Annotated in this window: 19 protein-coding genes; 10 read left to right on the top strand and 9 right to left on the bottom strand. The window is 63.9% G+C overall.

Translation table 11 applies throughout. From position 1 onward, the window contains the following. Positions 1-29: 29 nt before the first annotated feature. On the bottom strand, positions 30-1,565 hold the full coding sequence (locus BJ994_RS15800; RefSeq protein ID WP_167995382.1) for an MFS transporter: 1,536 nt from the start codon (positions 1,563-1,565) through the stop codon (positions 30-32). Between the two features lie 64 nt (positions 1,566-1,629). On the opposite strand from BJ994_RS15800, the gene BJ994_RS15795 reads away from it, so the two are divergent. From BJ994_RS15795 to BJ994_RS15780, 4 genes are read left to right on the top strand one after another with little or no spacing between them, the layout of a single operon-like run. Next, entirely contained in the window at positions 1,630-2,184 is a 555-nt protein-coding gene (locus BJ994_RS15795; RefSeq protein ID WP_167995381.1) for a TetR/AcrR family transcriptional regulator, read from the top strand. A 40-nt stretch (positions 2,185-2,224) separates the two neighbouring features. After that, positions 2,225-2,764, top strand: a complete 540-nt coding sequence (locus BJ994_RS15790) for a dihydrofolate reductase family protein (RefSeq protein WP_167995380.1) — start codon at positions 2,225-2,227, stop codon at positions 2,762-2,764. Between the two features lie 44 nt (positions 2,765-2,808). After that, the gene (locus BJ994_RS15785) at positions 2,809-3,141 is read left to right on the top strand and encodes an ArsR/SmtB family transcription factor (RefSeq protein ID WP_167995379.1); all 333 of its coding nucleotides are present in this window, start codon (positions 2,809-2,811) and stop codon (positions 3,139-3,141) included. A 28-nt stretch (positions 3,142-3,169) separates the two neighbouring features. Further along, complete coding sequence (locus BJ994_RS15780; protein ID WP_167995378.1) at positions 3,170-3,670, top strand: SRPBCC family protein; 501 nt, start codon at positions 3,170-3,172, stop codon at positions 3,668-3,670. A 104-nt stretch (positions 3,671-3,774) separates the two neighbouring features. On the opposite strand, the gene BJ994_RS15775 is transcribed toward BJ994_RS15780, so the two are convergent. The 4 genes from BJ994_RS15775 to BJ994_RS15760 are packed head-to-tail and all read right to left on the bottom strand — an operon-like array spanning position 3,775 to position 7,268. Continuing rightward, positions 3,775-4,167, bottom strand: coding sequence for a universal stress protein (locus BJ994_RS15775; RefSeq protein WP_167995377.1), 393 nt, complete (start codon positions 4,165-4,167; stop codon positions 3,775-3,777). Then, positions 4,164-5,723, bottom strand: a complete 1,560-nt coding sequence (locus tag BJ994_RS15770; RefSeq protein ID WP_167995376.1) for a tripartite tricarboxylate transporter permease — start codon at positions 5,721-5,723, stop codon at positions 4,164-4,166. Before BJ994_RS15770 ends, BJ994_RS15775 begins: the two co-directional genes overlap by 4 nt. Continuing rightward, positions 5,716-6,264 carry a tripartite tricarboxylate transporter TctB family protein gene (locus tag BJ994_RS15765; RefSeq protein ID WP_167995375.1) on the bottom strand — a complete coding sequence of 183 codons (549 nt, stop codon included), beginning with the start codon at positions 6,262-6,264 and terminating at the stop codon, positions 5,716-5,718. Before BJ994_RS15765 ends, BJ994_RS15770 begins: the two co-directional genes overlap by 8 nt. Positions 6,265-6,269: 5 nt before the next feature. Next, on the bottom strand, positions 6,270-7,268 hold the full coding sequence (locus BJ994_RS15760) for a Bug family tripartite tricarboxylate transporter substrate binding protein (RefSeq protein WP_167995374.1): 999 nt from the start codon (positions 7,266-7,268) through the stop codon (positions 6,270-6,272). Positions 7,269-7,445: 177 nt separating this feature from the next. Here BJ994_RS15760 and BJ994_RS15755 point away from each other — a divergent pair, with 177 nt between their 5' ends. Then, on the top strand, positions 7,446-9,038 hold the full coding sequence (locus tag BJ994_RS15755) for a sensor histidine kinase (protein ID WP_245192311.1): 1,593 nt from the start codon (positions 7,446-7,448) through the stop codon (positions 9,036-9,038). Beyond that, complete coding sequence (locus tag BJ994_RS15750; protein WP_167995372.1) at positions 9,035-9,769, top strand: response regulator; 735 nt, start codon at positions 9,035-9,037, stop codon at positions 9,767-9,769. Before BJ994_RS15755 ends, BJ994_RS15750 begins: the two co-directional genes overlap by 4 nt. A 7-nt stretch (positions 9,770-9,776) precedes the next feature. Here BJ994_RS15750 and BJ994_RS15745 read toward each other — a convergent pair whose 3' ends face one another. Further along, positions 9,777-10,505, bottom strand: coding sequence for an AAA family ATPase (locus BJ994_RS15745; RefSeq protein ID WP_167995371.1), 729 nt, complete (start codon positions 10,503-10,505; stop codon positions 9,777-9,779). A gap of 74 nt (positions 10,506-10,579) precedes the next feature. On the opposite strand from BJ994_RS15745, the gene BJ994_RS15740 reads away from it, so the two are divergent. Further along, positions 10,580-11,098: a 2'-5' RNA ligase family protein gene (locus BJ994_RS15740; protein WP_167995370.1), complete on the top strand. Its 519-nt coding sequence runs from the start codon at positions 10,580-10,582 to the stop codon at positions 11,096-11,098. Here the strand turns inward: BJ994_RS15740 and BJ994_RS15735 are convergent. Both BJ994_RS15735 and purB read right to left on the bottom strand, forming a co-directional pair. After that, a complete protein-coding gene (locus BJ994_RS15735; RefSeq protein WP_167995369.1) occupies positions 11,090-12,010 on the bottom strand; it encodes an AEC family transporter in 921 nt (306 codons plus the stop codon). The two genes, BJ994_RS15740 and BJ994_RS15735, sit on opposite strands and share 9 nt — an antisense overlap. 33 nt (positions 12,011-12,043) lie before the next feature. Further along, positions 12,044-13,483, bottom strand: coding sequence for an adenylosuccinate lyase (purB, locus tag BJ994_RS15730; RefSeq protein ID WP_167995368.1), 1,440 nt, complete (start codon positions 13,481-13,483; stop codon positions 12,044-12,046). 169 nt (positions 13,484-13,652) lie between these two features. Between purB and BJ994_RS15725 the strand changes: the two genes are divergently transcribed. Then, a complete protein-coding gene (locus BJ994_RS15725; protein WP_167995367.1) occupies positions 13,653-13,952 on the top strand; it encodes a hypothetical protein in 300 nt (99 codons plus the stop codon). Continuing rightward, a complete protein-coding gene (locus tag BJ994_RS15720) occupies positions 13,949-15,190 on the top strand; it encodes a PGAP1-like alpha/beta domain-containing protein (protein ID WP_167995366.1) in 1,242 nt (413 codons plus the stop codon). Before BJ994_RS15725 ends, BJ994_RS15720 begins: the two co-directional genes overlap by 4 nt. On the opposite strand, the gene BJ994_RS15715 is transcribed toward BJ994_RS15720, so the two are convergent. Further along, entirely contained in the window at positions 15,187-15,594 is a 408-nt protein-coding gene (locus BJ994_RS15715) for a phage holin family protein (protein WP_167995365.1), read from the bottom strand. The genes BJ994_RS15720 and BJ994_RS15715 overlap by 4 nt on opposite strands. Positions 15,595-15,709: 115 nt before the next feature. Between BJ994_RS15715 and BJ994_RS15710 the strand changes: the two genes are divergently transcribed. Beyond that, on the top strand, positions 15,710-16,849 hold the full coding sequence (locus BJ994_RS15710; protein ID WP_167995364.1) for a histidinol-phosphate transaminase: 1,140 nt from the start codon (positions 15,710-15,712) through the stop codon (positions 16,847-16,849). Positions 16,850-16,875: the final 26 nt, after the last annotated feature.

Raw genomic sequence — 16,875 nt, 5'->3', positions numbered from 1 at the left:
TCCGGGACGTTACCGGAAAACCAGGAACACTAGATCTTCCTGAGACTCCAGAACGCGAGCCCGGCAGCAGCGACCATGACGGCCGCGCCGATCCCGGAGGTGAGCACCACGCCGCTGTCGAACGCGTGGAACGCCGAGTCAAGCAGCAAGGATCCGGTCTGCGCCGGCAACTCCGACGCGACGTTGACCGCGCCGCCCAGGGTCTCCGTCGCCGTCGTGCCCTGCTCTGTGCTCAGCCCGGTGGGCAGCGCGAGGTGCTGCTGGTAGGAGGCGAGCAGGATGCTGCCGAGGAGTGCGGTCCCGAAGACTGATCCCACTTCATAGGCCGTTTCGGAGACAGCCGATGCCGCGCCTGCCTTTGGTGCGGGCACGCTGGAAAGTATGAGGTCGTTCGAAACGGTCTCGGAGGCACCTACTCCCGTTCCCAGCAGCACGAACGCCGTCAGCAGTGTTGCAACGGAGCCGTTCTGGCCGGTCAGGGCAACGAATGCGTAGGCACCGGCTGAGAGCAGCAGCGCTGCGGGAACCACCACGTGCGGCGGAACCCGTCTGACGATCGGCACCACCACCAGGCCCGCGACGATCGTCATCACGAGTCCCGGCAGCAGGATCACGCCTGCCTCCAGTGGGCTGTACCCGAGCACAAGCTGCAGGTGCTGGGACACGAAGTAGAGGAACCCGACGAGCGCGAAGATCGCGAGCAGGTTCACCAGCACGGCGCCCGTGAACGGCCGCACGGCGAACAGTCGCACGTCCAGCATGGGGTTCTCGCGCTTCAGCTGCCGCCGGACAAACACCGTGCCGGCCACAAGCCCGACGACGACGGCGGTGACAGCCAACGCCGTCGATCCGCCTTTGGCGAGGGTCTTGATGGCGAAGACGATCGGCAGCATGGTGCTGATGGACAGAACGATGCTCAGGTAGTCCACTCGGCCCGGGTTGGGGTCGGAGGATTCCGGCACCAGCAGGGGTGTAACCGCGAGCAATACCAGCAGCACCGGCACGGCGAGCAGGAAGACAGAACCCCACCAGAAGTGCTCCAGGAGCGCCCCGCCCACCAGGGGGCCGAGGGCTGCGCCGGCCGAGAAGCCAGCAGCCCAGACGGCGATGGCCACCCGGCGCTGGTTGCGGTCAAGGAAGATGTTCCGGATGAGTGAGAGCGTTGAAGGCATCAGCATGGCGCCGAAAACGCCCAGCCCAACACGCGCGGCGACGAGGAATTCGGCCGTCGGAGCGAAAGCGGCGACCACGGAAATTACGGCGAAGCCGGTGGCGCCGATCATGAGGAGGCGGCGCCTGCCGAAGCGGTCACCGAAGCTGCCCATGGCGACAAGCAGGCCGGCGAGCACCAGCGGATAGCTGTCGATGATCCACAGAAGCGTGGTCCCGCTGGTGTTGAAGGCGAGCGAAATCTCCGGCATTGCGAAGCTCAGTACGGTGTTGTCGACCGCCACCAGAAGGACGGGAAGCATGAGCGCAGCCAGCGCCATCCACTCGCGGCGGCCCGCGCGGGCCGCCGTGGCGGTAACAAATTCCTGGGTGGAAGGCTGGGTGTACTGCGTCATGTCTTCAAGACTATACCGTCCAGCCGGTACAGTAAAGTCGCCAAGCTTCAGTATGATGAACCTCATGGCCAGTGCCCGTGAACGGATCCTCGACAGTTATGAAGACATCCTCATCAGGGATGGTGAGCGAGGGGCCACCATGGAGGCGGTTGCTGCTGCGGCCGATGTTTCCAAAGGCGGGTTGCTGTACCACTTCCCGTCCAAGGAGGCGCTGGTGGATGGGTTGGCCGAGCGGTTGGAAGCCCTTGCCGCAAGGGACCGCGAGCTGATGATTGCGGACCCTGAGGGCCCGGCCCGGTTCTACGTGCGCACGTCGATGTATGAGAACAGTCCGTTGGACCGGGCACTCGTTGCCATGGCGCGGCTCGCTCAGCAGGGGCACCCCAAGGCCCAGGCCAGCTTCACGCTGATCCAGGTGCAGTGGCTCGATGCGCTGGAAGCACACCTCGGAAGCCGACGGGTTGCCCGCGCCATCAAGCTCATGGGGGATGGACTCTACTATGACGCCGCGTTTTTCGAGGGCGCCAGCTCCGAGCGCCAGACCGAGGAGGATCTCAACGACGTCCTCGCGATCGTGGACCTCGTTGTGCGCGAAGGGGCGCGGGCCGGCGGGAAGTAGGCACCTGTTGGCCGGTTGACGCCAGGTCTACGATGCTTCCATGAGCGATCGGCAGTGGGCGGGACACGTTTTCATCGGCATGAGCGTTGACGGCATGATTGCCCGCGCGGACGACGATCTCGACTGGCTCACCGGCGGCACCGCGGGAGATGCGGATGACCCCGACAAGTCCGGCTTCACGGAGTTCATGCGGTCCGTTGATCACCTGGTCATGGGCAGGAGTACCTACGAAATCGTCCTTTCCATGGGCGAGTGGTTCTATGGCGACACTCCCGTGCTTGTCCTCAGCACCAGTTTGCAGACCGACGACCCGCGCGTGCACATCGTCCGCTCCCTTGAGGAGGCGGTTGCCAAGCTTGACGACGACGGCGCCCGCAACGTCTACGTCGACGGCGGCAGAACGGTTCGCAGCTTCCTCGCGGCCGGCCTGATCCGTTCACTCACGCTCACCCGTGTCCCGGTGTTGATCGGCGAAGGAAAACCGCTGTTCGGCGCCGTGCCTGCGGATATTCGGCTGCAGCTTGACGAGGTGAAGTCGTTCAAGGGCGGAGCGGTGCAGACGCGCTATACCGTCCTGTAGGAACCTCTTGACGCCGCGGTTGAACAGGAATAATCTACAACCAAATGGTTGTAGATGAGCTTTCAGATTCAGACGTTGACCGGTTGTTCCACGCTCTGGCGGATGCAACGCGGCGGGACATAGTCGCCCGCGCCATCACCGGCGAACATTCGGTCTCGGCCCTGGCCGCCCACTACGCCATGAGTTTCGCAGCAGTGCAGAAGCATGTGGCTGTGCTGGAGCGCGCTTCCTTGGTCAGCAAGGAGAAGCGTGGAAGGGAGCAGATTGTGCGGGCCAATCTTGACGCAGTTCGAAAGGCCCGGCGTCTGCTCGACGAATACGAGAAAATCTGGCGGCAGCGCGTCGACCGGATTGCCGACATCCTCGCCGAGAAGTAGCGGTTTCGCCGAATAGGAAGGCAGCATCATGGCAGTCATCAGTACGGAAAAGGACATCGAGGCACTCAGCCTCACCCTCGTCGCGGAGTTTGATGCCGGCGTCGAACGCGTCTGGCAGGTCTGGGAGGATCCGCGACAGCTTGAGCGTTGGTGGGGCCCGCCCACATGGCCTGCCACCTTCGAGAAGCACGAACTCCGCCCCGGTGGCTCGGCCAGCTACTACATGACCGGCCCCGACGGTGAGAAGAGCCGCGGTTGGTGGGAATTCACCACCGTCGAAGCTCCGCACCGCCTGGAGTTCGACGACGGGTTCGCCAACGAGGACGGCTCCAAAGCGGAGGAGATGGGGGAGACCCACGCCGTCGTTACCCTCGAGGAGGTCGACGCCGGTCGCACCCGGATGACAGTCGCATCCCGTTTCGAAAGCGCCGATCAACTGCAGCAGATGATCGAGATGGGCATGGAGGAGGGTCTGCGGGAGGCCATGGGCCAGATCGACGTCATCCTCGCCGAGCGGGCCAGCGTCTGAGTTGTCATTCCCCGCAGGTTTGAAGCTGATCCCCGGCGTGTCTGTCAGGACACGCCGGGGTTTCACGCTTCACGGCCGCCATACCTGCACGGAATGGAGCCGGTTCAGGCCTTGACGGCCAGCACGTTGCATCGGGCTCCGAGCAGGATGGTCTGGGCCGTGGACCCCATGATCAGCTTGCCCACCGGCGTGCGGTGGCGCAGCCCGATGACAATGAGGTCCGCTTCATGACGGACGGCTGCCTCGAGTACGTCTTCCGCAGCCGTGTCGTTGGAGGTTCCGTGCTGCACGGTGAAGTTCACACCGGATTCACGGAGAGTCTCCTCAAGCCGCGCCATGTCGTTGTTATCGGCGTAGGCCGGATCCACCAGGCGGTCCGCCCGGGTGGTATTGACGACGACGACGGTCCCGCCTCGCTTCCGCGCCTCACCGATTGCGGCGGAAGCAGCGGCGTCACCGAGTGCGTTCGGAACGTAACCGAGCACGACGGCGCTCATCGTTCGCCTTCCTTCACATGGGCAGGTTCGGGCAGGGGTTCATCCACGATCTCTGATTCCATAGCTCGCTGCCGACGCCTCAGCCAGAAGGACAGAGCGAAGATCACGATGAGCACGATGTAGATCGTGGCCGCGATCGGTGTGCTGACCAGCGCTGTCGGATCCCCCTGGGAGATGGCCAGCGATCGCCGTAACTGATCCTCGAAGATGGGACCGAGGATGATCCCGACAACCAGCGGAGCAATGGGATAGCCGTAGCGCCGCATGAAGAAGCCCAGCAGGCCAACCACAAGAAGGATGAACACGTCCACCGGCGTGAAGTTGACCGAGAATGCGCCCATCGCTGCGAAGACAAGGATCCCGGCGTAGAGGTAGGGCCGGGGAATCTGCAGGATTTTCACCCAAATGCCTACCAACGGCAGGTTCAGGACCAGGAGCATCAGGTTACCGACGTACAGGCTGGCGATCAGTGCCCACACCAGCGCACCCTCGACCTCGAACAACAGTGGTCCGGGCTGGATGTTGTAGCGCTGGAAGGCGACGAGCATCATGGCGGCGGTCGCCGTCGTCGGTATGCCGAGGGTCAGCAGCGGTACCAGCACGCCGGCTGCGGCCGCGTTGTTCGCGGCTTCCGGGCCGGCAACACCTTCGATGGCGCCCTTGCCGAACTGCTTCCGTCGCTCGCCCTTCGCGAGTTTCCGCTCCGATGCGTAGGAGAGGAAGGTGGCGACGTCGGCCCCGCCGGCTGGGATAGTTCCTACCGGGAAGCCGATGAAGGTTCCGCGCAGCCACGGCTTCCAGGAGCGTTTCCAGTCCTCGCGCCGCATCCAGTTGGTCCAGCGACCGGCCACCGGAATCACCTTGACGGGTCCGTGGCGCAGGCGCGATGCAACATAGAGCGCCTCTCCCACGGCGAAGAGCGCAACGGCAACGAGCACAACGTCGATGCCGTCCGCGAGGAACGGGCTGCCGAAGGTGTAGCGCTGCTGGGCCGTGAGGGCATCGACGCCCATGAGCGCGATGAACAGGCCCAGGGCAAGGGAGGCGAGCCCGCGCAGGACCGAGGCCCCGAGCAGGGCGCCGACCGTCAGGAAGGCAACGATCATCAGCGCGACGTACTCTGTCGGGCCGATCTGCACGGCGAACTCGGCGACGTAGGGTGCCACGAAGCTCAGCAACACCGTCGCCACGGTGCCGGCGATGAACGAGCCGATTGCCGCCGTCGCAAGCGCGGCTGCGCCACGGCCCGCCTTGGCCATCTTGTTTCCCTCGAGAGCCGTCACGATGGACGCGGATTCACCGGGAGTGTTCAGGAGGATCGATGTCGTTGATCCGCCGTACATACCTCCGTAGTAGATACCCGCGAAGACGATGATCGCCGCCGTCGGGTCGAGGCTGTAGGTAATGGGCATCAGCAGCGCCACTGTCATGGCGGGACCGATTCCGGGCAGTACTCCTACGGCAGTTCCCACCAGCACACCGCCGAGTGCGTACAGGAGGTAGATGGGCTGCATTGCAACGCTGAAGCCTTCCAGCAGCGCGAGGAAGTTATCCATTGAAGATTTCCACCCCTTCCAGGAGGAATCCCGCCGGCAGCGAAACTCCGAGGAGCCCCGCGAACACGAACTGGAGAATCAGTGCGAGTACGACGGCGATGATTGCGTTGCGCCACCATGGTTTGGCTCCGAGGGACCAGGCGGCACCGAAGAAGAGCACGGCCGCTGCGACGGGCCAGCCGAGGGGAACGATGAGTGCAATGTGGACGGCGAGGAAACCGACCAGTTTGCCGACTGTGAGCCAGTCGGTCTTCACATCGGGGTCGATGTCCTCGCCCTCCTCTGCTGCTCCAGTGTGACCGCGGAACAGCTGGATGACGAGGCCGAGCCCGATCACCACCAGAATTCCCGAAACGATGAAGGGGAACACCTTGGGCCCAACTACCCCTGCGGACGGAGGAACGGGAATCCCTGCACCGGCAACGAAACCGACCACGCCCACGAGGACGATGATTCCCGCGAAGATCAGTTCTCCGAGAGGCCGGACGGGCGCAGTGTCAATACTGCGCCCACTCGACGACCCGCTGTTAGGAACATTCATCGCTACTACAGCAAACCGATCTCGGTCAGCGTGGTCTTGACTGCCGCGATGTCCTCTTCGAGGAACGCGTCGAACTCTTCGCCGGCCAGGAAGGCATCGGACCACGCGTTCGTCTCAAGGGTGGCCTGCCAGGACTCCGTTTCCGCCATCTCGGTCACAAGTTCGGTGAGTTCGGCGGCCTTCGCCTCATCGATGCTGCCGGGCGCTACCACTCCGCGCCAGTTGGTGAGGACGAGGTCCACGCCCTCGTCGGTGAGCGTCGGGACCTCGGGAAGCAGCGCGGCAGGTTCGGCGCCGGAAACCGCCAGCGCGCGCAGCTCGCCGGCCTTTACCTGTTCGGCGTACTCGCCTACGCCGGAGATGCCGGCCGCCACCTTGTTCCCCAGGAGGGCTGCAAGGGACTCCCCGCCGCCGGAGTATGGAATGTAGTTCAGGTTTTCGGGACTGATATCAGCCTGCTTGAGCAGCTGGCCTGCAAGGATGTGGTCCGCGCCGCCGGCAGATCCGCCGGTGACCGCAACTCCCTGGCCGTCCTCCTCAATGGCCGAAAGGAGGTCATCGATGGTCTGGTAGGGGGAGTCAGCCGGGACGACGACGATCAGCGGCTCTTCGGTGAGCCGTGCGATAGGCGTGGTGTCCTCGATGCGGTTCGCTGCTGCGTTGGTCTCCACGGCGCCGACCATTACATAACCCATCACCATGAGCGTGTTGGGATCCTGTTCGGTAGCCAGCTGGGCCAGCCCGTTGGTTCCGCCCGCCCCGCCAACGTTGACGACCGACGCGTTGCCCACGAGGTCGTTCTCCTGCAGATCTTTCTGCATCGCGCGGCCGGTCTGGTCCCACCCACCGCCGGGGTCGGCGGGGACGATGATGTTCAAGCGGTCAATACCGGATTCCGCCTGCCCGCCGCCGGAGGTGCTGCCGCATGCGGAGAGAGCGAGGACGGAGGCGACGCCGAGGACGCCGACGGTCGACAAGCGCTTCTTTGTGCTTTCGAGATTCATGGTTGGGGATCCTTCCTTGCGTGTGATGCGCCTCACCACACGTTCCGGTCAAGCGTAGGAAGGGGGGAACCTCACCGGAACCATACGGTCACAACGTGCGTAGTGGTCATTGTGGTCACGACCTTCGGACGGTCTCCATAGCGTCAACCGTGCCAAAATGGAAGCATGATCCGGTCAATGTCGCTAAGATCACAGTTGTTCTTGCTGCAGCTGCTGATCGTGCTGGTCATTGTGCTGGTGGCCGGCTCCGTTGCCGTCCGGATGCAGGAGCAACAGATCCGCGACGCCTACCAGTCCCGCATGGTCGGGGTGGCCCGTTCCATCGCCCAGTTGCCCTCCATAATTGACGCGTTTGACGATGAGGACCCGAGCGCCGTCATCCAGCCGATTGCCGAGCTCACCACGCAGGCCACCGGGGTCACCTATGTAGTGGTGACGGACGACGTCGGCATCCGCTACTCGCATCCCAACCCGGCGATGATCGGTCAGATGGTGTCCACCGACCCCTCCGTTCCCCTGTCCGGTGAAACCTACATAGGTACGCAAACCGGAACGCTCGGCGAATCGTGGCGGGTGAAGGTCCCTATCTGGAGTGATGAGGGAACGGTCATCGGCACTGCGTCGGTCGGTACGCTCGAGTCCACGCTCGCTGCCGACCTGCAGGAGGACCTTCCGGTGCTGCTCGGCTGGCTGGTACTTGCTGCGCTCGCCGGAACCGCCGGGTCAATCTGGATCTCGCGCCTGATCTGGCGCCGCATCTATCGCCTCGAGCCCGAGGAAATCGCGGCGCTGCTGGAAACCCGCGACGCCATGATCCATGGGATAGGCGAGGGTGTAGTGGCCGTCGATGAACGCGGCAGGATCGCCGTGCTCAATGATGAAGCGAAGCGGTTGCTTGACGTGGGGGACGAGGTGCGCGGACGCCCGGCGGCTGATGTTCTTGATCCCTCGCTCGCCGGAATGTTCGGAGCGGCGGGAGACACTGACGAGACAGTTCTGGTCGGTGAACGCGTGCTCCTCGCCCGCTCGAGTGACGCCGTCGTTGACAGTCGGCGGGTTGGTGCGGTCCTGATCCTGCGTGACCGCACTGAACTGCATCAACTGCTGCTGGACCTCGACGGCGCGCGGGACGTCACCCAGGCGCTCAGAAGCCAGGCTCACGAGTTCGCGAACAAGATGCACGTAATTTCCGGGTTGCTGGAACTGGGCCAGACCAGCCAGGCCGTGGACTTCATTTCCCGGTCCGGACACGGCGGATCAGTGGTTTCCGGGGAGTTGTCACCGGGCATCACGGATCCCGACGCCGCCAGCCTGCTCATGGCGAAAAGCACCATTTGCGCGGAGAAGGGCATCACGCTGATCGTCGACGCAGCGTCAACGTTCCATCCGGACAGCACCACCGATCCGGTAACTGTGCTCGGGAACCTCATTGATAACGCGACGGAAGCGATCGGGTCCAACGGAACCATCCACGTGCTGCTTACCTCGGACGCCGATGGTTGTTGCGTTGTGGTGTCCGATGATGGCCCCGGCATTCCGGACGAGCTGCGCGAGCGAATCTTCTCCTCGGGCTTCTCAACCAAGGAGTCGCCCAGCACGGGTTCGCGAGGCTTCGGCCTGGCGCTGGTTGAGAGGGTTGCCCGCCGTCGGTGTGGCTCGGTCGCGGTCGGACAGTCCGTCCTGGGCGGAGCGCAGGTTACCGTCCACCTTGCCCCAGCACAGGCGCCCGCAGCGCAGGCGCCTGGGCTCAGCGGGACGCTGAGTAAGTGACGCACATTCGAACACTGGTTGTGGACGACGACCAGGAGATTGCCGGTGTGCACACAGGGTTCCTGCTGGCGCATGGCGATTTCGACGTCGTTGGCGTAGCCCACTCGGGCACCCAGGCGCTCGAGATGGTGCGCGAGCTGCAACCGGAACTGATGCTGCTCGACATTCACCTGCCGGACATGTCAGGAATAGAGGTCCTGCGGGCGGCAAGGAACCTGCCTGGCGAACCCGTGGACATCATCGCGATCACTGCGGCCCGTGAACTGGAAACCGTGCGGGCGGCGATGGCGGGAGGAGTGCTCCACTACCTGGTGAAACCCTTCAACTCAAGGGTGCTCATGCAGCGGCTGGACGACTATGTGCGGCACCGTGCGCGGATTCTTGAGCACAGCTCATCGTCTGCATCGCCCCTCGATCAGGAGCGGATTGACCGATTACTTGCCACAGCGCCCACGCGCCCACCCGCCGCGAACCGTCCGGCATACCAGGGCACTCTTCCGAAGGGGCTTTCGCAGCCGACTCTCGAATCGGTCATTGGTGCACTCCGCTCGTCGGGCGCAGGCTCCTCCGCGTCCGAGGTGGCGGGGATGCTGGGCCTGGCAAGGGTGAGCGCCCGCAGGTATCTCGAGTTCCTGGTGACGCAGGGAAGCGCGCGCATTGTGCCCAAATACGGTGCTGCAGGCCGGCCGGAGAAGTTCTACGTGTGGACCAGGACGGACATCAGCAAGTAGCGCATACCTAGAGGTGTCGGAGGTAACGCCCGGGCGCCTTGAGGAACTCGCGCCAGTTGTGTACCAGGTCCAGGTCCTCCCAGTCCCGTTCCCGCAGCCCCCACTCACCGACTTCGAGGATGCGCGCTCCCGGCAGCGCAGCGAGCAGCGGGGAGTGCGTCGACAGGAGGACCTGCGACTTCCCGTCTGCGAGGAGCTGCTTGAGCACTCCGGCCAGCGCCAGGCAGCCGGAGAAGGACAGCGCGGATTCCGGTTCATCCAGGACCCACAGGCCGGCACCGCGGAAGCGATCGACCGCGAGTTCGAGGAAGGACTCACCGTGGGACATGTCATGGAATGAGACGTCATCGCGACCTGATGGCAGCCCTCGGTTCTTCTCCAGGTACGTGAAGAACCCGTGCATGGTCTCGGCCCGTAGGAAATATCCCCGCCTGGTTGTGCCCGCGTTCCGGATCAGCTGAAGGTGCTCACCCAGTTCCGACTCGGATGCCCGCGTACTGTGCATGGCGCCGGTGGAACCGCCTTCGAGCGAAAGCCCGTACGCGCCGGCGATTGCCTCAATCAGTGTGGATTTCCCGGAGCCGTTCTCGCCCACGAATACAGTGGCGGGACCAAGCTCCAGGCCCTCATCGAGGAGCTGCGCGACCGGCGGCAGGGTGGCAGGCCAGGCATCACGCTTCAGCGGCTGCTCGCGCTTCTCCTCCAAACGTCGAATGGGAAACCGGTCAAATGCCATGAGCCCAGTCTCGCAGCCACCCCTGACACCGGGTTACGCTCAGCGGGGATCACCGGAGATGAAGGAGGAAGCCGATGGATAGCATCGAAATTCTTCCCGACCCGCACGCGGAGGAACTGATCCGCAGGGATTGGGCGCGGCTCCAGGACTCCGACCTGCCGTCGCAGGCACGGCACACGGCCGCTTCCAATCGCCCACATATCACGCTTCTCGCCGCACCAGCAGTGCCGGACCATTTCGATCCGGCGCTTCAGGGGCTGAACGAGACACTGCCTATTGGCGCGCACACCGCCGGCCTGATGGTGTTCCGGACCGGGCGGGGGCTCGTGCTGGCGCGCGCCGTCGTCGTCGGCGTTGCCCTGCTTGAATTGCACCGCAAGGTGCACCAGGCGCTCGCCGATGTCCCGAAGATCGCTGAAAACTCTGTGCCCGGGCGGTGGATCCCGCACCTCACGCTTGCGCGCGGCTTGAGTCCGGACCAACTTGCGCGCGCCGTCGAAATCCTGCCGCCTGACCATGGAAGCATCACCCTGGCCGGCTTACGGCGCTGGGACAGCCACCAGCGCACGACGACGGCGCTCGCCTCACGCTAGTAGCGCCGTCACCACGATGAGGCTCGGTACCGCGAGGGCGGAGGTCAGCACGATCACGTCGCGTGCGATCGGTATTCCGCGGTTGTATCGGCTCGCGAAGAGGAAGGTGTTCTGCGCGGTCGGCAGCGCGGACATCACCACAGCGGCGAAGAGGAGTTCGTTCTCGAGCCCGAATGCGAATCGGGCAAGGACGTAGGTGATCAACGGCATCGCCGCAGTCTTGATCAGGGTGGCGACAATAACCTCGGCCCGGTATTCGCGTGCTCCGAGCGGGCGGCTCCCGCGCAGGGACATACCGAAGGCCAGCAACACCAGGGGAACGGCCGCTCCGCCGAGGAGCACGAGCGGCTCGAACACCGCGTCCGGGATCTCAAGGCCGGTCCACGCCACCACGACGCCCAGAATGGAGGCGATGATGATCGGATTCCGCACGGGCTGGGTGATGATGCGCTTGAAGGAGGCCTTACCGCCGGAAGTGAGGTCGAGGAAGCCCAGGTAGAAGGGTGTCAAGATCAGCAGTTGTACCAGCAGTACCGGGGCCACCGCCGTCGCATCTCCGAGGGCATAGAGGGCGATCGGAATGCCGATGTTGTTGGCGTTCACGTATGAGCCGGTCATGGCACCAACCGCTGTCTCCGCGGCCTTTCGGCGGAACCAGATCCTACTCAGCAGCACGTACAGCAACGCCGACGCAACCGAACCCAGGAGGGCAACGGGTGCGTAGGCAGAGAACACCACCGCGAGGTCCGCTTGCGCAAGGATGGTGAAGAGCAGCGCCGGGTTGGTGATGAAGAAGGCCGTACGGCTGAGCACATTCGCCGCATCCCGGCCGGCAAGTTCAAGCCGCCCGGCAACGTACCCGACGAGGATTACTGCGCCCACGATGGCAAAGCCGATCAACACGCCTGCCATCGGGCGACCCTATCTCTGTGTGTGGTGGGCGGATCAGCGCAGGTGGTTTACCAGGTTGTCCGCGATGCCGGTGTAACTGCCCGGGGTAAGTGCGAGCAGCCGCTCCTGGGCCTCCGGGGAGAGCCCGAGCCCGAGGACGAACTCGCGCATTCGGTTCGCATCCACCCGGTGGCCGCGGGTGAGGTCCTTCAGGCGCTCGTAGGGGTCCTCCATGCCAGGCGTTCCGGCGATCGCTTCGGCCCGCATGACCATCTGGATCGCTTCGCCGAGGACTTCCCAGTTGGTATCAAGGTCGGCGGCGAGGACGGCGTCGGCAACGTCGAGGCGCTCAAGGCCCTTTGCCACATTGGAGATGGCGAGCAGCGAGTGACCGAAGGCGACGCCGATGTTCCGCTGCGAGGAGGAATCGGTGAGGTCACGCTGCCAGCGTGAGGTGACAAGCGTGGAGGCGAGGACGTCCAGCAAGGAGCAGGAGACCTCCAAGTTGGCTTCCGCGTTTTCGAAGCGGATCGGGTTCACCTTGTGCGGCATGGTTGAGGAACCGGTGGCGCCGGCGACCGGCACCTGCGCGAAGTAGCCAATGGAAATGTAGCTCCACACGTCGGTGCAGAAGTTGTGCAGGATGCGGTTGAACCGGGCGACGTCGGCGTACAGCTCAGCCTGCCAGTCGTGCGATTCGATCTGCGTGGTGAGCGGGTTCCACGTGAGGCCCAGGCCTTCGACGAACTGCCGGGCGACGCTTTCCCAATCGGCACCGGGTACGGATGCCACGTGCGCTGCGTAGGTTCCCGTTGCGCCGTTGATTTTGCCCAGGTACTCGGTTCTGCGGATCCGCTCGAGCTGGCGGCCCAACCGGTGTGCCACGACGGCGAGCTCTTTGCCGAGGGTGGTGGGCGTGGCCGGCTGCCCATGGGTGCGGGACAGCATGGGCACCGACCGCGATTCTTCGGCCATCGCCTTCACCTGCTCCACGAGTGACGACGCCGCCGGCAGCCACACTGCTTCCACCGCACCTTTCACGCCGAGGGCGTAGGAGAGGTTGTTGATGTCCTCCGAGGTGCAGCCAAAGTGGATGAGCGGCTTGAGGTGCGCGATGCCGAGGCCCTCAAGACGGCTTCCGATGAAGTACTCCACGGCCTTGACATCGTGGACTGTCACGCGCTCAATCTCCGCGAGTTCACTCACGGCGGTGCCGTCGAAGGAGGTGACGATCTCCCGCAGGCCGCTTTCCTGCTCGCTGGTCAGTGGTTTTGTTCCAGGCAGCACGGAGTTACGGGTCAGGTGAATGAGCCACTCCACTTCAACGTGCACACGGTCGCGGTTAAGAGCTGCTTCAGAGAGGTAGTCAACGAGCGGCGCGGCGGCTGGGCGGTACCTGCCATCGAGGGGACCCAGTGCGATGGGAACCTGGCTATCACCCTGGCGGATCGATACGGACGCAAGGCTTACCCGGGAGGAGTCAATGGAAGGCATGGAACCAATTCTTCCATGACCCGCGCGCTTGCCCTGCTTGGATGACAACTCCTCCACAGCCACCAATTCCGGGCGACTTACGCACATACCGCACGCGGCGCCGTCGTCGTCCTTCTCGCAGGCCTAGCGTTTTCGAAGAGGCAAGATGCGGATCAGAGGGGGCAGGAGCATGTTTCAAAGTACGACGCCGGCACTTTCGTTCGGGGCCGCGTCCGGTGAGGTGGCTGCTGAGTATGCAGGACACCTCAGGGTTCAGGCAGAAACCCTTGAGGAGGTCCGCACGCGTCTGTGCGGGGCGCAGGACATTGAATGGGAATCGCCTGCAGGGCGGAAGTTCAAGGAGTATCTCGGTGAGCGTATCCAGGCGGTTGCCGACTGCGCGTCCCGAATGCGCGAGGCCGCCGTCTCCCTTGATGCATATTCTTCGGCTTTGCAGGCAGCGGAAGTGACGATGGCGGCCGGGCAGTGAGCGATGACCTTCTGCCGGTTGTCGCCCGGCCTGATCAAGACGCAATTGCACGGGTTGTTGGCGGAGCCGGAGGCATTCGCTTCCAGTGGGAGGAACTGGATAGGGGCGTACAGGTCATTCAAAATGCAGCTGAGCGCATGCGGGAGGTGATGGATGGCGTCGGCTGGATGGCCGTGGGCGTTACGAGGCTGCAGTCGTGTCCGGCCGGAGTGAAGGTCTACGCAGCCGGATCTCGCGCACTCGATTCAGTCCATGCTGCGCAGGCCAGCGTGCAGGCAGCCGAAGCAGAGCTGCAGGAAACTGCAGACAGAATCCGTCTCAGCAGGGTTGGCTACGCCATGGCGGAACTGGAAGTGCATCTCAGATTCGCCGCCCTCGCCCCGATTCAGGACCTCAGCGACTCAGTCAGCAGCTTGCCGTTCCTCTCGTCCCATTTGCGCGTTCAGAAGACTGGGACCTCGGAGGTCGCCCTCAGCGGGACTGTCGAAGGGTTGCTTGCGCGAGTTTCCCAAGTGGAAGGCGAGCCCGGTTCGGCGTTCGAGGTACTTGAGGTGGAAGGGGAGAGCGGGCTTACCTATGTGGTGGTGCTTCAGGGCACGGAAGGCTCGGAATGGGCCAATGCCTTCAGCGCTGTCGGCGTCACGGAGGCTGAACAGGCAGACAGCCTCTATGTGAACGACGCCGTTGCCCGCGGGCTTGAAGAGGCGGGTGCGCCTGAGGGCGCGAACGTCGTCCTGGTCGGCTATAGCCAGGGCGGTATGCACGCCATGAACCTCGCAAACAGCGGACCCGTACAGGAGAAATACTCGGTGAGTACGGTCATCACCGCGGGATCACCGACCGATGATGAGGCAGCTCCGGAAAGCACGAACTACCTTCACCTGAAGCACGAGCTCGACGCCGTGCCGTGGGCTGACATGCAACCGAAGGCCGACGCCCGTAATCAGGTCACGGTGGTGCAGGATAACCCCGTGTTCCTGCTCCCTGGCGAGGATTTCGGGCTGGGCCCGGCACACAAACTGCGAAGCTACGAGGCTGGAGCCCGCGCTGTCGATGACAGCGCACACCCGTCCATAGCCCCGATTACTGCCGCACTGGGCGCCGCCGTCGTTGGTTCGACAGCCAAACGGCACGTCTTTTCCGTGACCAGGCCATCCCTGTTCCCCGCACCGACGCCGCGACGCAGCGCGGAGGTACGCAAACTCGGGGGAAGAGGCGTCAAGGACGCGAAGCGTTAGCGCCTGCTGTTCCCGGTGATAGCCCCGGCAACGAGGGAAACCAGGCTGATGATGATTGCGCCGAGGATCGCTGTCCAGAAGAAGTCGTCCACCGTGAAGCCGATCGGAGTGAAGGAGGTCAACCAGGAGGTCAACATCAGCATCCCCGCGTTGATAACGATGGTGAACAAGCCCAACGTGAGGATCGTCAAGGGAAGGGAGAGCAGGGACACGATCGGTCGGACCAGCGCGTTGACTACGCCGAACACCAGCCCCACGAACAGGTAGGACAGGATGCTGCCAACGGTGTCGTTACCGGAAGCTTCGGTCGCAGCTTCCGAGCCGAGCTCAATTCCGGGCAGCAGCCACGCCGCAACCCACAGAGCGAGAGCGTTGATCAGGACCCTGACAATGAACTTCAACATGCACCAATGCTGTCACACCGGCCAAGTAGCGGGGCCCTCGCCCAGTTCGCGCTACCTGGGCTCCCTTCACCTCGCTGCGCTCGGCGCGGGGCCCTCGCCCAGTACGCTTGAGAACATGAGCGCACCTGAAAACCACACCGACGCAGCTGCGGAACAGGGCACCAGCATCCACCCCCGCAGCGTTCTTGGCCGTCTTCCTCGTTACGCCGCCGGAAAACCTCCGGTGGTCATCGAAGGCCTGGAGAGCTACAAGCTCTCATCCAACGAGAACCCACTCCCGCCGTTGCCTGCAGTTCTCGAAGCGATCGCGCAGCAGACTGCGATCAATCGCTACCCGGATCCGATGACCACCACGTTGCGAAGCGAACTCGCTGACTTCCTGGGGGTCCCGGCCGAGGACATCGTGACAGGAGCTGGCAGCCTCGGAGCCCTGAACCAGGTGCTCGCAGCGTTCGCCGGGCAGAACGAATTCGAGGCTCCGGACGAGGTCATCTACCCGTGGAGGTCGTTCGAGGCCTACCCCATCTGCGTCGGGCTCGCAGGCGCGAAAAGCGTTCAGGTGCCGCTGCTTCCTGACGCTACCCACGACCTTGACGGCATGGCCGCCGCTATCACGGACCGGACCAGGGTCATCCTGCTGTGCACGCCGAACAACCCCACTGGCCCGGCCCTGACCGAACGCCAGGTGCGGGACTTCCTGGCGCGGGTCCCCAGCCACGTCGTTGTGATCCTGGACGAGGCGTACCTGGAATTCGTGCGGAACCCGGAAGCGGTCGAGGGTCTCCAGCTCTACCGCGACTACCCCAACGTCATTGTGCTTCGGACCTTCTCCAAGGCCCATGGCCTTGCAGGGCTGAGGGTGGGCTACTCCATTTCGCAGCCGGCCCTCACCCAGCATCTTCGTGTGAGCGCCACACCTTTCGCCGTTTCGCAGGTCGCTGAACACGCGGCTGTTACCTCGCTCCGCCACATTGGCGAAGTAAGGGAGCGGGTTCAATCCATCGTCGATGAGCGGACCCGGGTAGTGGACGGACTACGGGAATTTGGCTGGGCTATTCCGGAGGCTGAGGGCAACTTCGTCTGGCTGTCCCTCGGTGAGAACACGCCCGAATTCGCTGCGCTCGCCGAGCAGCAGGCGCTGTCCGTCCGGGCTTTCGGCACGGAAGGTATCCGCGTCAGTATCGGAGAAGCCGAAGCCAACTCCCGTTTCCTCGCCCTTTGTGCAACCTACACAAAGGGTCCGGGAGTTTCTTAGCACTTCATAAATGGGAGGTGAGCGCC

This window comes from Arthrobacter pigmenti, from assembly GCF_011927905.1.
GTDB lineage: Bacteria > Actinomycetota > Actinomycetes > Actinomycetales > Micrococcaceae > Arthrobacter_D > Arthrobacter_D pigmenti.
The sequence above is the reverse complement of the archived record's forward strand: the minus strand, read 5'-3'. Positions and strand labels throughout refer to the sequence as shown.

Bases quoted from the DNA above. Each gene is read 5' to 3' on its own strand.
- BJ994_RS15800 (WP_167995382.1), bottom strand. From the start codon at position 1,565: ATGACGCAGTACACCCAGCCTTCCACCCAGGAATTTGTTACCGCCACG.
- BJ994_RS15795 (WP_167995381.1), top strand. From the start codon at position 1,630: ATGGCCAGTGCCCGTGAACGGATCCTCGACAGTTATGAAGACATCCTC.
- BJ994_RS15790 (WP_167995380.1), top strand. From the start codon at position 2,225: ATGAGCGATCGGCAGTGGGCGGGACACGTTTTCATCGGCATGAGCGTT.
- BJ994_RS15785 (WP_167995379.1), top strand. From the start codon at position 2,809: ATGGTTGTAGATGAGCTTTCAGATTCAGACGTTGACCGGTTGTTCCAC.
- BJ994_RS15780 (WP_167995378.1), top strand. From the start codon at position 3,170: ATGGCAGTCATCAGTACGGAAAAGGACATCGAGGCACTCAGCCTCACC.
- BJ994_RS15775 (WP_167995377.1), bottom strand. From the start codon at position 4,167: ATGAGCGCCGTCGTGCTCGGTTACGTTCCGAACGCACTCGGTGACGCC.
- BJ994_RS15770 (WP_167995376.1), bottom strand. From the start codon at position 5,723: ATGGATAACTTCCTCGCGCTGCTGGAAGGCTTCAGCGTTGCAATGCAG.
- BJ994_RS15765 (WP_167995375.1), bottom strand. From the start codon at position 6,264: ATGAATGTTCCTAACAGCGGGTCGTCGAGTGGGCGCAGTATTGACACT.
- BJ994_RS15760 (WP_167995374.1), bottom strand. From the start codon at position 7,268: ATGAATCTCGAAAGCACAAAGAAGCGCTTGTCGACCGTCGGCGTCCTC.
- BJ994_RS15755 (WP_245192311.1), top strand. From the start codon at position 7,446: ATGTCGCTAAGATCACAGTTGTTCTTGCTGCAGCTGCTGATCGTGCTG.
- BJ994_RS15745 (WP_167995371.1), bottom strand. From the start codon at position 10,505: ATGGCATTTGACCGGTTTCCCATTCGACGTTTGGAGGAGAAGCGCGAG.
- BJ994_RS15740 (WP_167995370.1), top strand. From the start codon at position 10,580: ATGGATAGCATCGAAATTCTTCCCGACCCGCACGCGGAGGAACTGATC.
- BJ994_RS15735 (WP_167995369.1), bottom strand. From the start codon at position 12,010: ATGGCAGGCGTGTTGATCGGCTTTGCCATCGTGGGCGCAGTAATCCTC.
- purB (WP_167995368.1), bottom strand. From the start codon at position 13,483: ATGCCTTCCATTGACTCCTCCCGGGTAAGCCTTGCGTCCGTATCGATC.
- BJ994_RS15725 (WP_167995367.1), top strand. From the start codon at position 13,653: ATGTTTCAAAGTACGACGCCGGCACTTTCGTTCGGGGCCGCGTCCGGT.
- BJ994_RS15715 (WP_167995365.1), bottom strand. From the start codon at position 15,594: ATGTTGAAGTTCATTGTCAGGGTCCTGATCAACGCTCTCGCTCTGTGG.
- BJ994_RS15710 (WP_167995364.1), top strand. From the start codon at position 15,710: ATGAGCGCACCTGAAAACCACACCGACGCAGCTGCGGAACAGGGCACC.